Genomic DNA, 14,184 nt, shown 5'->3' with positions numbered 1-14,184 from the left:
ATTGAATGTGTTGTGCTTTGCCAGTCTGGCATCAGCAGGTACGTTACCCGCCCAATTGGCGCGCTTACTGGAGCAGTCGAGGCTGTTTGTGCTGCCACCACGCAGACCAGGCCGACATTGCCCGCGAGTCGTGAAGAACAGGGCACACAAATATCCAACGAAAAATGCCAGTCAGCGTTAACTGACTGGCATTAGCCCGCTGGGCGGCTTTTTGTTTGCCGCGCGCAGCGGCCGACGCAGCGGCTATAACGTGTTTATCGACACGGCGTATGTCATTCAAATGATCAGATCGGGTTTATTGCTGTTGCTGTTGGCCGGGATGGCGCAGGGCGTCGAGGCCGCGCCGCCGCGCCAGGTGGTGATTCTGGTCGACAACGGTATCCGCCGTATTCCTATGAGAAGGACGGACGGGCAGAGGGCGTTTACAACGAAGTGTTGCGCGAGGCGTCGCAGCGCTTGCGCGACTATCGCATCGACCTGCGGCCTGTGCCGTGGAAGCGCGGCCTGTCCGAGCTGGAAGCCGGCCGCGCGCCGGCGCTGTCGCCGCCGTATTACCGCCCGGAGCGCGACTACATGGGGTATTCGGCGCCGTTCTGGCAGGAGCAGTTGGCGGTGTATTGCCGGGCGGACATCATGCGCGCGCCGCGGCCGCATTGGCCGGCGGATTTCTTGGGCCTGCGCTTCGGCAACAACGCGGGTTTCCGCCCCGGCGGCAAGGCGTTCTGGCTGGCGGTGCAGCGTGGCGAGATTCAGTTGGACGAAGCGCCGGACACTCAGGGCAATCTGCTGAAGCTGATCAATGGCCGCATCGATTGTTATTTGAACGACAAGCTGTCCATTCTCTATGTGCTGGAGCGGCTGCAGCGGCGCGGAGCGATCAGCGCGGAGCAACGCGGCGGACTGGCGGTGGCGGCCAGCCTGAACGGCGAGCAGGCCTACGTCGGCTTCGCCAAGCGCGGCCAGCAGCGTTTTCCCTATCTGGACGATTTTATCCAGCAACTGAACGCCGTCTTGGGGCAGATGAAGCGCGAGGGGCGGATTGCCGCCATCGTGGAGCAAACGCTGCGTGCCGCGCCGCCGTAGAACCTGCGCATCGCCGCGTCCGGCCGCCGGTTTTGACAGCCGCGGCGGCCGGTTTTAGCATGGCTCGATTGCCTTACGGAAACCAAGCATGGAAAACCGCAAACTGACGGTATTGATCGACGCGGACAACGCGCAGTCGGCACTGATCGCCGAGTTGCTGGCCGAGGTGGCCAAGTACGGCACCGCCGTGGTCAAGCGCGCCTACGGCGACTGGACCACCAGCCAATTGAAGGGCTGGAAAGAAGTCTTGCACCAGTACGCGATTTCGCCGATTCAGCAGTTCGCCTACACCAAGGGCAAGAACTCCACCGACTCCGCACTGATCATCGACGCGATGGACCTGCTCTACACCGGTAATTTCGACGGTTTCTGCCTGGTGTCCTCGGACAGCGATTTCACCCGCCTGGCGACCCGGTTGCGCGAATCCGGGCTGATGGTGATCGGCCTGGGCGAGCAGTCCAAGACGCCGCGGCCCTTTATCGCCGCCTGCGATAAATTCGTGTTCACCGAGATTCTGCGGCCGGAGCCGGCGGCGGCCAAGAACGTGGCCGACAAGCCCAAGACGCGCAGCGCGCGCAGCCGCGCCAAACCGCAGCCGGAGAAGGAGCGCCACCCACTGCAGGACATGTTCACCAATGCGATCGAGGCGGTGTCGCGCGACAGCGGCTGGGCGGAGCTGTCGGTGGTGGGCACCTATCTGGCCAAGAACGATCCCTCGTTCGACCCGAGGGTCTACGGCCATTCCCGGTTGTCGCAGATGGTGAAAAAGCTGGATTTTCTGACGGTGCAGGAAAGCCGAAACGGCTCCAAACTGCATTGCGAAATCCGGCTCAAGCAGGACAGCGAATCCATCCCCGCGGCGCCTTCGGCAACGCCGCCCGCGGCGGATCCGCCGCCGGAGACGCCTGTGCGCAAGAAGCGCAGTCCGCGCAAAAAACCGGCGGCTGCCGGCTGAACCGGCGGCTGGTACACTGTTTGCATTCCTAAAGAACGTGTTTATGATCTCGCGAGCTAAGGCGAGACAAGGCGAAAACTGCTGAGAATGCGGAATGTACAGGTGGTACATGAGCATTTCGAAGGGGTACTCACCGTGTAACGCTCCACGACGCGCAGCAGATCGTAAACAGGTTCTAAGGATCCGCGTCGGCGTCCGTGCCCGCGATCCATACAACAAGCCATATTCGCAAGGGACAGAACATGATTATCCGCGACGCCACGCTGGAAGACCTGGCGGCGATACTCGACATCTACAACGAGGTCATCGCCACCACCACCGCCATCTACAACGACGATCCCCTGTCCGCGGGGGAGTTCGCCGTCTGGTTCCAGGACCGCGCCGCGGCCGGCTATCCAGTGCTGCTGGCGGAGGAGGGCGGCAAGATCCTGGGCTTTTCCAGCTTCGGCGATTTCCGCGTCAAGCCCGGCTACCGCTTCACCGTGGAGCACAGCGTGCACCTGTCGGCCGACGCGCGCGGCAAGGGCATAGGCACCGCCTTGGTGCAGGCCTTGTTCCCGCGCGCCAAGGCCTTGGGCAAGCACACTATGGTGGGCGCGGTGGACGCCGCCAACGAGGGCTCGATCCGCTTCCATGAAAAATTGGGTTTTCAGCAGGTGGGCATGCTGCCGCAGGTGGGGTTCAAGTTCGGCCGCTGGTTGGACCTGGTGTTCTTGCAGCGCTTCATCGACGGCGCCAGCGAGGGCCCGGCGGCGTCATAAGCTTGTTCACGATCACGAGGGGAGGCCTTGCGAGGCGCAGCGGATCATCACGGCTTTAACGACCATCGTACAGCGCCCGGCCGCCCAGCAAGCGGCGGCTGAGGCGCGCCGCCAGCCAGGAGGCCAGCAGCAAGGGCGCGGCCAGGCCGAAGCTGGCGGTCATCTCCAGCATCATAACCACGGCCAGCCACGGCGCTTGCGCGGTGGCGGCCAAAAAAGCCGCCATGCCGGTGACGATGACGCCGGCCAGCGGCGCCGCGCTGGGCCATAGCGCGTTCAACGATAGCCCGATCAAGGCGCCTCCGGCGGCGCCGACGAACAGCATGGGGGTGAAGATCCCGCCCACGGCGCCAGAGCCGCTGGTGGCCGCGGTGGCCAGCAGCTTGCAAAGCAGCAGGGCCAACAAGGTCTGCCACAGCGGCGCGGCGGTCAGCCGCGCCGATACTGTGCTATAGCCGTTGCCCCACATTTCCGGCCAGAACCAGGCCAGGCTTCCCACGATCAATCCCCCCAGCGCCATGCGCGCCGGCAAGGCCAGGCCAATGGCGGCGAAGACGCGCCGCGCGGCGTTCATCGCGCGCAGAAACCACGGCGCGAGCAGGCCAAGCGCGCAGGCCACCAGGCAATACGCCAGCAGGGCCGTCGTTGTCAGCGCCGGCAGCGGCGGGACGCGGTAGATCGCCGGCAGCTTGAACCAGGCGCCGGAGGCCAGGCTGGCGGCGGCGGAGGCGACGATCAGCGGCGGCAGGCCACGCCAAGGCCGGCGCGGTCGTACCACCTGACAGACAAACAAGACTCCGGCCAAGGGGGCATGATAGGCCGCGGACCAGCCGGCGGCGATGCCGCAAGCGACCAGCAGGCGGCGGCGCGGCAAAGAGAGGCGCGGCCGCCGCGCCAGCAGCGAGCCGCCCAGCGCGGCCAGCGATACCATGGCGCCTTCGCGGCCGATGGAGCCGCCGGAGGCGACGGTGCACAGCGAGGACAGGCATTTAATCAGCACGGTGCGCAGGCCTAGGCGGCCGTCGCCGACGCGCACTGCTTCCAGGTAGTCGCCGCTGGCCGAGCCGCGCGCCAGCCGCAGGCCGTGTTGCAATACAAACCCGGCCAGCAGGCCGCCGACGACGGGCAGGGCGGCGCGTTGCCAGGCGGGCAGCTGGCGGGCGATGCCGACCAGGCTGCCGCTCATGCCGGTGAGCAGGTGTTCCAGCGCATTCAGCGCCAGGTGGAAGCCGGATACGGCGGCGGCGCCCAGCAGGCCGATAAGCACGGCGGCGGGCAGGTCGGGGAGGTGGAGTTGGCGAAACAAAGCGGCCGGGCGGGGCATCGGGTCGTCCAGTGTGGAAATGAGAAGCGCCGCAGATGACTGCGGCGCTTGCTCGTGCTTTTTACCACTGTCGAACGCAGTGTTTTCTTGATATTTCTCTATTCACCCTTGTACGACTTAGCGCACCTCTGCAACGATATCCCTACTGAACACCTTTTCGCAATACTTGCATTTCATTTTTGTGTCGCGCGCCTGGGGTTTGACATAGAAAAAGCTGGTCACCGGTTCGTTGTGCGAGATGCAGTTGGAGTTGGGGCAGGAGAAGATGCCTTCGATGGTGTCCGGCAGCGCCAGCTTGTGCTTCTTCACCACCTCGAAGTTGTCGATCACATTGACGGTGGCTTGCGGCGCGAACAGCGCCAGCTCGTTGGCCTGTTCCTCCGACAGCGCGATGTTCTCCACCTTGATGATGTCCTTGGCGCCCATGTGGCGGCTGGACAGGTTCAGACCCACGGTAACGCGCTCTCCGGTTTCGCTGAGTTTGAACAGACGCAGGATGACCAGGCCCTGGCCGGCCGGGATGTGGTCGATGACAGTGCCTTGCTTCAGCGCTTCTACGGTGCGGGTGTATTGCATGATGGTTTCCTTTTCCTGAATCAGACGGTCTCGTTCAACACCAGCGCCAGCAGCGCCTGGCGCGCGTAGACCCCGTTCTTGGCCTGTTCGAAGTAATAAGCGTGCGGCGTGGCGTCCACGCTGGTTTCGATTTCGTCGACGCGCGGCAGCGGGTGCAGAATCTTCATATTGGTGCGGGCGCTGTGCAGCATGTCGGCGCGCAGCACGAACTTGCCCTGAATCTTCTTGAACTCGGCCTCGTCGAAACGCTCGCGTTGCACCCGGGTCATGTACAGCACGTCCACTTGCGGAATCACGTCGTCCAAGCTGTCGACCACGGTGTACTGAATGCCTTTTTCGTCTAGTTCCTCGCAGATGTAGTCCGGCATCGCCAGTTGCTCCGGCGCCACGAAGTAGAAACGCGCGCCGAACAGCGACAGCGCCTGGGTCAGCGAGTGCACGGTGCGGCCGTATTTGAGGTCGCCGATGAAGGCCACGGTCAGGTTTTCCAGCGTGCCCTGGGTTTCCCGGATGGTGAACAGGTCCAGCAGGGTTTGGGTCGGATGCTGGTTGGAGCCGTCGCCGCCGTTGATGATGGGCACGGCGGAGAACTCGCTGGCCAGCCGCGCCGCGCCCTCCTTGGGATGGCGCATCACCACCGCGTCGGTGTAGGAGCCGATGATCTTGATGGAGTCCGCCAGGGTTTCGCCCTTCTTGGCGCTGGTGTTGCCTCCGTCGGCGAAGCCGATGACGCTGCCGCCCAGCCGTTGCACCGCCGTCTCGAAGGACAGCCGGGTGCGGGTGGAGGGCTCGAAGAAACAGCTGCCCACCAGCTTGTCCTTCAGCAGGTCGTTGCGAGGCTGTTGTTTCAGGCGGGTTGCCGTGGCCACCACCAGCTCCAGTTCCTCGCGGCTGAAGTCCGGTATGGAAATGATGTGTTTGCGGTAGAGGGGGTTGGCCATGGTCGCGTCCTTTCAATATTGGCTTTATGAGTCGCGGGTAAAAAAAAAGCCCCTGGAATCAGGAGCTTGTTTTATTACTGCGTCGGGGTTCGGGAACGGCAACGGCTCGAGCCAACGCCAGGTCCCCGCCGTGGCGTGCGGTGCGTCGTGCGGGAAGCGTTCTTGCGTGGGTCATTGCCTGTGGTCCGAACAAAACTGCGGGATTGTAATCCCAATTCCAGCGCGGCGGTAAGGCCCGTGTCGCATTTACCGAAATTAATGGCAAAAAAAGGACACTTCTACGCGCAGCAGACTATGAACAGGTTCTCAGCGCAGCGCGTATTTGATCCCCAGGCCCAGAAAGCAGATGCCTAGCAGGCGGTTGAGCAGCAGGCGACCGCCGGGGGCGAACGCGCGGCGGCGCAGATGGCCGGCCAGCCACACCAGCAGCGCCAGGTAGAGCATATTGATCAGGCAGAACACCGCCGCCAGCTGAGCGAAGCCGGCCGGGCCGGTGCGGCCGGCGTCCAGGAATTGCGGAAAGAAGGCCATGAAGAACAGAATGGCTTTGGGGTTGGCCAGGGTGATCAACAGCGAGCGTCGGAACCAGGCGGCGGCGCCGCGCGGCGCCGGCGAGGCTACGGCGGCGGCTCCTCCGTCGCGGCGGAACAGCAATTTGGCGCCCAGCCAGGCCAGATAGAGCGCGCCGGCATAGCGCAGCAGTTCGAACCAGCCGGGGTGGGCGGCCAGCAGCGCCGCCACGCCGCCGCCGGCCAGCGCGATCAGGATCAGATCGCCGGCCAGCAAACCGGCCTGGGCCGCGTAGCCGGCACGCAGCCCGCCGCCGCTCAGCGCGCCTAGGATGGATAGGGTGCCGGCTCCCGGCGTGACCACCAGCAGCAGCGAGGCGGCGACAAACGGCCACCAGTCAATTGCCGTCATCAGGGCTTTCCTTTCATCGTTTGGCGGTTCAGGTACGGAAGTCGCCTACCAGTGCTTCCAGTCGCGCCGACAGTTCGCGCAGATGGCTGACCGAAGCGGCCACTTGGCGCACCACGTCGCTATTGCTCTGCGCCATGCTGCTGATGCGCTCCACGTTCTGAGCGATCTCCAGGCTGGCCGCGGACTGCTCGCGAGTGGAGGAGGCGATGTCGACGATGCTGCCCACCAGGCCGTGGCTGCGATCCAGTACGGTTTGCATCGCCTGGTTGGCGTCTTCGGCGATGGCGACGCTGTTGCCCACCAATTGGCTGCTCTTTTGCACGTCGCTGACGGCGTCGCGGGTTTCCTGGCCGATGGCGTTGACGATGCGGCTGATCTCCACCGTGGCCTCGGCGGTCCGGCCGGCCAGATTGCGCACTTCGTCCGCCACCACGGCGAAACCGCGGCCCATCTCGCCGGCGCGCGCGGCTTCGATCGCTGCGTTCAGCGCCAGCAGATTGGTTTGGTCCGCGATGTCCTTGATCACGTTGACGATGGTGCTGACCTCGGTTGAGCGCGCGCCCAGAACGTTCACTCGATCCGCCAGCGCGTGCATATTGTCGGTCATGCGGCGTATTTCGGCGGTGACCTGGTTGACGGTGGCGACGCTCTGCTCGGTCAGGCTGCCGGTTTCCCTAGCGGTGCTCTCGGCCAGCTGCGCAGTGTTGGCGATGTGCTGCACGCTGACGGTCACTTCCTCCACGCCGGCGGCGGTGGCGCTGGCGGCGTCCGATTGCGATGCGGAAGCGCTTTCCACCTGGCGTGCGGACTCTTGCAAGGACACCGCCGCCGCGGTGACCGCCCGGCTCTGTTCGCGCACCTCCACGAACATGTCGCGCAGGCTGGCGATGAAACGGTTGAAGGCGTCGGCGGTGCGGCCGATTTCGTCGCGGTTGCTGATCGGGATGCGGATGGTCAGGTCGCCCTTGCCGGAGGCCAATTGCTCCATGGTGGCGGCCAGATGATTCAGCGGCCGGGTCAGCGCGCGCACCACGCCGGCCAGCACCAGCAGAATCAGCGCCAGCGCCACCGCGCCTATCAGCACCGCGGTCAGGCTTTGCCGCCGCGCGTCGGCGGTGATGGCGGCGGTGGGTATGCTGACGCCCAGCGTCCAGAACTGGCCGGTATTGGCCACTTTCACCGGATGGAAGAAATGGGTGAAGCCGCCGGCCTCGTAAACGAAGTCCTCGCCTTGCTTGATCTTGCCCAGATAGGGCGTCAGCGGGCTGTCCTTGGGCGCGGGTTTGCCCAGCAGGCCGGCGTCAGGGTTGACCACGTAGAGGCCGCCTTCGGACAGCATGCTGACGTAGCCGGTTTCATATAGCCGGATCTGGCCGAATTTCTTTTGCAGGTCGTCCAGCGCGATGTCGGTGGCGGAGACGCCCAGCATTTTGCCGGCGGCGTCTTTAATCACCACGGCCAGCGAGCTTTCCAGGATCTTGCGGTTCTGCACCTCGTAGGGGTAGGGCTCGGTGATGGTGTCGCGGCCGCGTTGCTTGGGCACGTAGTAGAAATCGCCCCAGCCCGGTTTTTCGTAGTCGGGTTGATAGCTTTCCGGGTGCTCCTTGAACTTGGGGAATTCCTTGACGCGGTCCGCCGACATCATTACGTCCATCTGCGCCTTGCCCTTGTCGTTCTTGGTGATGTAGGGCTGGTAGCGGCCTGTCGGGTCATGGCGAGGCCAGTCCATGCGGAAGCCGTTGTCGTTGCCGTCGAAGGCGTTTGGCTCCCACAGCATCCACAGGCCCACCGACTGCGGCGCGTTGTCCAGCATCTGCTGGATGGTGTTGTCGGTGTGCTTGCGGTCCGGATGCGCAACGCGCTGTATGCCCAGCACCGCGTCGGCCAGGTGGCGCGGCAGGGTGAAGTTGCGGGCAAAGTCGCTTTCCGCGTCCTTGGCGTAGCTGCTGGCCTGCTCAGAGGCCAGCTTGTAGCCTTGGTCCACCGCCGAGCTGTAGCTCTGCCAGGCGATCAGGCCGATCATGACGGCGAAGCCGACGGCGATGGCGGCGGCGGCCACCAGAATGATGCGGGTGCTCAGGCGGCCCCATTTCTGCTGTTTCATTCTTCTTTCCCCAGTACCTTGCGAAGCTTGTTATATAGCGGCTTGCCGCGTTAGCGCGCGAGCGGAGGCGAGGTCCGGCCTCTTGCCCTTATTTATAGACATTAAAGCCAGAGGCCCGCACCGGTCCATGCCGACGAGCTAAAAGCCGGCCGCGGCGCGACGGAGCGTGGGGAGCGCGCCACAACGGCCGCGGCGGCAATATTTACAGCCGCGTGACAAGCGGCGGCGCACTGCGTTATCTAGCAGGCTTTGCGCGATTTTGACGGCGAATTCGCATGTCATGCGACGCCGCTTATTTAGCCGTCGGGCTAATGGAATACCTTGCAAATGCCGATAGCGGAGTTGATGCTGAAAGAAGGCGCGCCCGGGTGGCATCGGGCGTGCCGGTCCATTTGCGCCGGCGATTGCGGCCGGTGGGGTCCCGGTGACAGGGTGGCGGAGACGTATGCGCGCGGCCGGCGGCACAGACGCGCGGCGGGATAAAGAGCACAGAATGATCAAGTGCATAGAAGTGGCCGATCTCAAGGTGGGCATGTACATCCACGATCTGAACTGCGATTGGATGTCGCACCCCTTTTTGCTTAAGCGTTTCCTGATCAAGAACGAGGAAGAGATCCGCAAGATTGCCGATTCCGGCATTCACGAGGTGTACATCGACACGCGCAAGGGAATGGATTTGCCCTCCGCGCCCAGTGCCACCGAGGTGAAAAAGCTGTTGGAGGAGCAGATCCGCGAGTTCGGCAGCAACGAGACCATTCTGGAGCGGCAGGTGGAGGCCGGCTCCGAGTTCGGCCGCGCCCAGTTGATCCACAGCGAAGCCAACCTGATCATCCAGGGCATTCTCAAGGACGTGCGTCTGGGCAAGCAGGTGGAATTGGAGATGGTGGAGCCGTCGGTGACCAAGATGACTTCGTCCATCCTGCGCAACGGCGGCGCGTTGCTGTCGCTGTGCCGGATCAAGGACAAGGACAACTACACCTTCCAGCATTCAGTCAGCGTCGGCGCGTTGATGGTCAGCTTCTGCAACGCGATGGGGATGAGCAAGGAGGTGATTCATCACGCCGGCATCGGCGGCATGCTGCACGATATCGGCAAGATGAAGATTCCGGACCGCATTCTCAACAAGCCGGGCAAATTGACCGAGCAGGAGTTCACGGTAATGAAGTGCCATGTGGTGGAGAGCAAGCAGATCCTGCTGCAAACCACCGGTATTTCTGAAACCGCGGTGCTGGTGGCGGCGCAGCACCATGAGCGTCACGACGGTAGTGGTTATCCGGCGGGCCTCAAGGGCGAGGAGATTTCCCAGTTGGGGCAGATGGCGGCCATCGTCGACGTGTACGACGCGTTGACTTCGGACCGCTGTTACCACAAGGGCATGGCGCCCACCGACGCCTTGCGCAAGATCTACGAGTGGTCCAAATTCCACTTCAATCCGCAACTGGTGCAGGCGTTCATGCGCAGCATAGGCATTTATCCGATCGGCACCTTGGTGCGGCTGGAGAGCGGCCGTCTGGGCGTGGTGGTGGAACAGAACGAAAGCAATCTGATCTCGCCCAAGGTGAAGGTGTTTTTCAGCACCAAGAGCAATGTCTACATTCCGCCGGAGATGGTGGATCTGTCGCGCGGCATGGGGTTCGGCGGCGGCGACCGCATCGTCAAACACGAGTCGCCGGATAAGTGGAAGATTGATCCGCTGCGTTTCCTATAGTGGGACCGAGCCCTAGCGCCGCTCTGGCTAGCGGTAATCCCCCCACACCGTTTGCATCGCCGCCACCGCGGCCAGCGCCGCGGTTTCGGTGCGCAGAATGCGCGGCCCCAGCTTTAGCGGCGTCCAGCCGGCGCTCAGCGCCGCGGCCTCTTCGCGCGCTGAGTAGCCGCCCTCCGGGCCGGCCATCAGCCAGGCGCGCTTAGGCGCGGCGGCGATGTCGGCTAGGCGCTGAGTGCCCACCGGCGACAGGATCAGCCGCGCGTCGGCGTTTGGCGCCTGTTTCAGCCATTGCTCCAGCGACAGAATGGGCAATACTTCAGGAATGGCGTTGCGACCGCTTTGCTCGCAGGCGGAAATCACGATTTCCTGCCAGCGCGCCACGCGCTTGTCGGCGCGCTCGCCGGACAGTTTGACGATGGAGCGCTCCGCGGCGATGGGTTGAAACGCGGACACGCCCATTTCCACGCCCTTTTGCAAGGTAAACTCCATTTTGTCGCCGCCGGAAATGGCTTGGGCCAGGCCCAGCCAGATAGGCGTTTCACGTGAAACCTCGTCGAAGCCTTCGATGCGGCAGTGGGCGTCGCGTTTCATCACCGCGTCCAGCACGGCGGAGTACTCGCCGCCGCGGCCGTTGAACAGGGTGACGGCGTCGCCGGCATTGAGCCGAAGCACCTGGACATGGCGCACCACGGTGTCCGGCAAGGCAAGCGTTTGGCCGACGCTGAGGTCGGCGTCAATGTAAAACCTGGGCATGACGTATTGAAAGTCGCTGTTGATACCGGTATTTTGCTTTGTTTGCTGCGATTGCAGCAAATGGGATTGCAGCGGCCTTGGGGGAAAACGAATGCAGGTGCTGGAAAAGGTGATGCAGGTGCTCAGGGAAGTGGCGCGCGACGAGGTGATGCCGCGCTTTTTGCGCGTGGGCAAAAGCCGCAAGGACGACGGCACGCTGTTCACCGAAGCCGATATGGCTTGCCAGCAGGCGCTGCAGGCCGCTTTGCCCCGCATTCTGCCCCACCCGGTGTTGGGCGAGGAGATGGAACTGGCCGAGCAAGACCGGTTGTGGGCGGAGAATCAGGACGGCTTGTGGGTGGTGGACCCGATAGACGGCACCACCAACTTCGTCAACGGACTGCCGTATTTCGCTATTTCCGTCGGCCTGATGGTGGGCGGCAAAAGCCGGCTGGGCGTGATCTACAACCCGGTGTCCCAGGAAATGTTTTACGCCAGCCGCGGCGAGGGCGCCTTTCTGAACGGCCAGCGGCTGCCCTTGAAAACCGTGGTCAACACCATGTGCGACGCCATTGCCAGCGTGGAGGTCAAATATCTGCGCTCCGGCAAGCTGGCCGCGCGCATCGGCAGCACCTGCCCCTGCGGCAGCTTGCGCAATCTGGGCTCCAGCACGCTGGACTGGTGTTATCTGGCGGCCGGCCGCTACGATCTTTACCTGCACGGCGGCCAGCGCTTGTGGGATTACGCCGCCGGAGCGGTGATTCTGGAGGAGGCCGGCGGCCAGATCGCCAGCCTCAACAGCGACGACTACTGGAGCGATGTGATCTGGAAGCGCTCCGCCATCGCCGCGCTGAATCCGGAGCTGTTTTCTCAATGGCACCGCTGGGTGCGCGCCAACCAATAGCCCGGCTTCAGCCGCGGAACATGAAGTAGACCGCGCCCACCAGGCACAGCCCAGCCCATACGTAGTCCCAGCGGAAAGGCTGGTTCATGTAAAAGACCGCGAACGGTATGAATACCGACAGCGATATCACTTCCTGAATGATCTTCAGCTGCGACAGCGTCATCACGCCGTAGCCGGCGCGGTTGGCCGGCACCTGCAGCAAATACTCGAACAAGGCGATGCCCCAACTTGCCAGCGCCGCCAGCCACCAGGGTTTGGACGACATGTCCTTCAAGTGGGCGTACCAGGCGAAGGTCATGAACACATTGGACAACACCAGCAGCAGCGGCGTCAGAAGATAGGGCGAGAGATTCATGATGCGTGCTCAGCGGGAGGCGTTCCAGTTGGCGACGGCTTCTTTTTTGTTGTCGGCCTGAGCGCCGATGGCGCTGCAATTGCCGTTGTCCGGGTAGCGGCTGCATTGTACCCAGAAGCGACGGGAGCCCGCCTTGACCAGCAGTGCGGACGCGCCGCATTTGGGGCAGGGTTTGAGGACAGTTTGCGGAGCTTGGTTCATGGCGGGATGTCCGGCTAAAACCGGCATCTTACCCCAAGCCGCCGCGCGATGGCGGCAGCCTGGGGGCACATTCGCCTAGCGCCGCGTCTTCAGCGCCGCCGTGGCGGAGACCGCCGGATCCGCCGCCTTGACGAAGTTGGCGATGTAGGCGCCCAACAGCTTATGGGTGTGAGTGGTGGGGTGCAGCACGTCCCAAAACACGAAGGCGTCCGGATTGCCGCATTCCGCGCGCGGTTTCTGTTCCCAGATATAGGGCAGGCTGGCGTTGCCGGCGATGTCCAGGCAGGACTGAGTGGTATTGCTGACCTGATACTTGGCCGGGTTGTCGAGCAGGTCGTCGAACAGGGCGTTGCTGTCGAACAGGTTCAGCTTCAGCGTGCTGCCGTATTTCTGTTGCAATTGCGCCACCAGCAGCGCCAGTTTGGCGTTGTAGTCGCGCACCTGCGGCGCCAGCGCGGCGGCCTTGCCGCTGGCCTGGGCCGCCGGAGTGCGGGCCAGGTTGGGCAGGTTCAGCACCACGATGTGGCGCGCGCCGGCGCTGATGATGCGTTCCAGCGCCTTGCCTTGGTCTGCAATCACTTGGTCCACGGTGCGGCCGTAGTTGAGCAGGTCGTTGCCGCCGATCAACATGGTAAACAGGGTGTTCTCCGGCCGGTAATTGGCGGCTTTCTGCATGTATTGCGACCACGATTCCACCTGCTGCAGCAGGCCAGGCACCACCAGGTGCTGATCGCCGGCGGAGCCGCCGATCGCCCAGTTGTAGATCGGCAGCTTTAACTGCTCGGCCAGATATTCCACCCATACCCGATCATTGCTGAAGCGGCCGATGAACCAGCTTTTAGCGTTGGGCAGCCGCCATTGGGACGCGCCGTACATGTTCTGAGTGTCGGACAGGCTGTCGCCGAACACGATCAGCTTGTTGACGCGCGCCGGCTGGCTGGCGCTGTCCTGGCTCCAGATAGTGTGGTTGTAGGACATCTGGTTGTTGGCGGCGGCGTAGAGCGCCACCGGACGGTTGATTCCCTTGGCCGCCAGCGTTTTCTGGCAGACCCCGGCCAGGGTGTCCTGAGCCACATCGCTATAGAACATATTCTTCAGCGCGACGATGCTGCCGGACCACCAGTAACCGTTGACGCGGTAGTAGTCGCCGCTGCTGGGGTCCAGCGCCCAGTGGTAGCTGGTTTGCGGCTTGGCGGGGCCCATGTCCAGCCGGTAATAGCAGCGCAGATAGGTGTAGGTGGCGGCTCCCATCGCCACGGCCGGTTTGGCCGCAGCGGCCTTGACCTGGGCTTCGCTGAGCGGCCCGCCTGGAGACAAATAGTCCAATTGCGGGTCCAGCTGGGCGTGAGCCAGGCTGGCGGCGAACAGGCCGGCGGCGGCCAGCAGGCCCCATAGCAGTTGAGGTTTCATAGAGACTTTCCCGATACGTGATTTGAGTCAAGCTGTCTGTTGTATGCCGTCTAGCGCGGCTGTTTCGGCGTGGTGCCGTATCGGGATATTTAAGTATTTGCAGATGAAAATATACGGTAATTTTAAGCGATGCGTAAAAATGCCATATGGCTTAAATGCTGTGGCTTTTTATGCGAAAACGCCCGCGCAAGGCGGGCGTTTGGCGAGAT

Annotated in this window: 14 protein-coding genes; 5 read left to right on the top strand and 9 right to left on the bottom strand. The window is 63.3% G+C overall.

What is annotated here, in order from left to right; all coding sequences use genetic code 11:
- The first annotated feature begins 432 nt into the window (after positions 1-432).
- The 3 genes from B0T39_RS18435 (at position 433) to B0T39_RS18425 (ending at position 2,799) form a co-directional block, all read left to right on the top strand.
- Positions 433-1,083, top strand: coding sequence for a substrate-binding periplasmic protein (locus B0T39_RS18435; RefSeq protein ID WP_254894598.1), 651 nt, complete (start codon positions 433-435; stop codon positions 1,081-1,083).
- Positions 1,084-1,171: 88 nt separating this feature from the next.
- On the top strand, positions 1,172-2,038 hold the full coding sequence (locus B0T39_RS18430) for an NYN domain-containing protein (RefSeq protein ID WP_081549145.1): 867 nt from the start codon (positions 1,172-1,174) through the stop codon (positions 2,036-2,038).
- 242 nt (positions 2,039-2,280) lie between these two features.
- Positions 2,281-2,799 carry a GNAT family N-acetyltransferase gene (locus tag B0T39_RS18425; protein ID WP_081549143.1) on the top strand — a complete coding sequence of 173 codons (519 nt, stop codon included), beginning with the start codon at positions 2,281-2,283 and terminating at the stop codon, positions 2,797-2,799.
- 55 nt (positions 2,800-2,854) lie between these two features.
- Here B0T39_RS18425 and B0T39_RS18420 read toward each other — a convergent pair whose 3' ends face one another.
- The 5 genes from B0T39_RS18420 to B0T39_RS18400 form a co-directional block, all read right to left on the bottom strand.
- Positions 2,855-4,123 (bottom strand): chloride channel protein, encoded by a 1,269-nt coding sequence (locus B0T39_RS18420; RefSeq protein ID WP_081549141.1) that lies wholly within the window; start codon positions 4,121-4,123, stop codon positions 2,855-2,857.
- A 117-nt stretch (positions 4,124-4,240) separates the two neighbouring features.
- The gene (pyrI, locus tag B0T39_RS18415) at positions 4,241-4,699 is read right to left on the bottom strand and encodes an aspartate carbamoyltransferase regulatory subunit (protein ID WP_043589228.1); all 459 of its coding nucleotides are present in this window, start codon (positions 4,697-4,699) and stop codon (positions 4,241-4,243) included.
- A 20-nt stretch (positions 4,700-4,719) separates the two neighbouring features.
- Entirely contained in the window at positions 4,720-5,640 is a 921-nt protein-coding gene (pyrB, locus tag B0T39_RS18410; RefSeq protein WP_081549139.1) for an aspartate carbamoyltransferase, read from the bottom strand.
- A 306-nt stretch (positions 5,641-5,946) separates the two neighbouring features.
- Positions 5,947-6,561, bottom strand: a complete 615-nt coding sequence (locus tag B0T39_RS18405; RefSeq protein ID WP_081549137.1) for a LysE family transporter — start codon at positions 6,559-6,561, stop codon at positions 5,947-5,949.
- Between the two features lie 28 nt (positions 6,562-6,589).
- Entirely contained in the window at positions 6,590-8,665 is a 2,076-nt protein-coding gene (locus B0T39_RS18400; protein WP_081549135.1) for a methyl-accepting chemotaxis protein, read from the bottom strand.
- Between the two features lie 493 nt (positions 8,666-9,158).
- On the opposite strand from B0T39_RS18400, the gene B0T39_RS18395 reads away from it, so the two are divergent.
- Positions 9,159-10,373 (top strand): HD-GYP domain-containing protein, encoded by a 1,215-nt coding sequence (locus tag B0T39_RS18395; protein ID WP_081549163.1) that lies wholly within the window; start codon positions 9,159-9,161, stop codon positions 10,371-10,373.
- A gap of 27 nt (positions 10,374-10,400) precedes the next feature.
- Here the strand turns inward: B0T39_RS18395 and B0T39_RS18390 are convergent, their stop codons facing one another.
- A complete protein-coding gene (locus tag B0T39_RS18390; RefSeq protein WP_043589927.1) occupies positions 10,401-11,126 on the bottom strand; it encodes a 16S rRNA (uracil(1498)-N(3))-methyltransferase in 726 nt (241 codons plus the stop codon).
- A gap of 97 nt (positions 11,127-11,223) precedes the next feature.
- Between B0T39_RS18390 and B0T39_RS18385 the strand changes: the two genes are divergently transcribed.
- The gene (locus tag B0T39_RS18385; RefSeq protein WP_198001721.1) at positions 11,224-12,009 is read left to right on the top strand and encodes an inositol monophosphatase family protein; all 786 of its coding nucleotides are present in this window, start codon (positions 11,224-11,226) and stop codon (positions 12,007-12,009) included.
- A 7-nt stretch (positions 12,010-12,016) separates the two neighbouring features.
- On the opposite strand, the gene B0T39_RS18380 is transcribed toward B0T39_RS18385, so the two are convergent.
- The 3 genes from B0T39_RS18380 to B0T39_RS18370 form a co-directional block, all read right to left on the bottom strand.
- Complete coding sequence (locus tag B0T39_RS18380; RefSeq protein WP_019101577.1) at positions 12,017-12,364, bottom strand: DMT family protein; 348 nt, start codon at positions 12,362-12,364, stop codon at positions 12,017-12,019.
- Between the two features lie 9 nt (positions 12,365-12,373).
- Complete coding sequence (locus tag B0T39_RS18375; RefSeq protein WP_019101576.1) at positions 12,374-12,565, bottom strand: Lar family restriction alleviation protein; 192 nt, start codon at positions 12,563-12,565, stop codon at positions 12,374-12,376.
- 75 nt (positions 12,566-12,640) lie between these two features.
- Entirely contained in the window at positions 12,641-13,975 is a 1,335-nt protein-coding gene (locus B0T39_RS18370) for an SGNH/GDSL hydrolase family protein (RefSeq protein ID WP_081549133.1), read from the bottom strand.
- Between the last annotated feature and the right edge of the window lie 209 nt (positions 13,976-14,184).

This window comes from Chromobacterium haemolyticum (genome assembly GCF_002081825.1).
Classification (GTDB): Bacteria; Pseudomonadota; Gammaproteobacteria; order Burkholderiales; family Chromobacteriaceae; genus Chromobacterium; species Chromobacterium fluminis.
The sequence above is the reverse complement of the archived record's forward strand: the minus strand, read 5'-3'. Positions and strand labels throughout refer to the sequence as shown.

Excerpts from the sequence above, each read along its gene's own strand:
- pyrI (WP_043589228.1), bottom strand. The coding sequence starts at position 4,699 with ATGCAATACACCCGCACCGTAGAAGCGCTGAAGCAAGGCACTGTCATC.
- B0T39_RS18375 (WP_019101576.1), bottom strand. The coding sequence starts at position 12,565 with ATGAACCAAGCTCCGCAAACTGTCCTCAAACCCTGCCCCAAATGCGGC.
- B0T39_RS18370 (WP_081549133.1), bottom strand. The coding sequence starts at position 13,975 with ATGAAACCTCAACTGCTATGGGGCCTGCTGGCCGCCGCCGGCCTGTTC.
- B0T39_RS18380 (WP_019101577.1), bottom strand. The coding sequence starts at position 12,364 with ATGAATCTCTCGCCCTATCTTCTGACGCCGCTGCTGCTGGTGTTGTCC.
- B0T39_RS18400 (WP_081549135.1), bottom strand. The coding sequence starts at position 8,665 with ATGAAACAGCAGAAATGGGGCCGCCTGAGCACCCGCATCATTCTGGTG.
- B0T39_RS18390 (WP_043589927.1), bottom strand. The coding sequence starts at position 11,126 with ATGCCCAGGTTTTACATTGACGCCGACCTCAGCGTCGGCCAAACGCTT.
- B0T39_RS18430 (WP_081549145.1), top strand. The coding sequence starts at position 1,172 with ATGGAAAACCGCAAACTGACGGTATTGATCGACGCGGACAACGCGCAG.
- pyrB (WP_081549139.1), bottom strand. The coding sequence starts at position 5,640 with ATGGCCAACCCCCTCTACCGCAAACACATCATTTCCATACCGGACTTC.
- B0T39_RS18395 (WP_081549163.1), top strand. The coding sequence starts at position 9,159 with ATGATCAAGTGCATAGAAGTGGCCGATCTCAAGGTGGGCATGTACATC.
- B0T39_RS18420 (WP_081549141.1), bottom strand. The coding sequence starts at position 4,123 with ATGCCCCGCCCGGCCGCTTTGTTTCGCCAACTCCACCTCCCCGACCTG.
- B0T39_RS18425 (WP_081549143.1), top strand. The coding sequence starts at position 2,281 with ATGATTATCCGCGACGCCACGCTGGAAGACCTGGCGGCGATACTCGAC.
- B0T39_RS18405 (WP_081549137.1), bottom strand. The coding sequence starts at position 6,561 with ATGACGGCAATTGACTGGTGGCCGTTTGTCGCCGCCTCGCTGCTGCTG.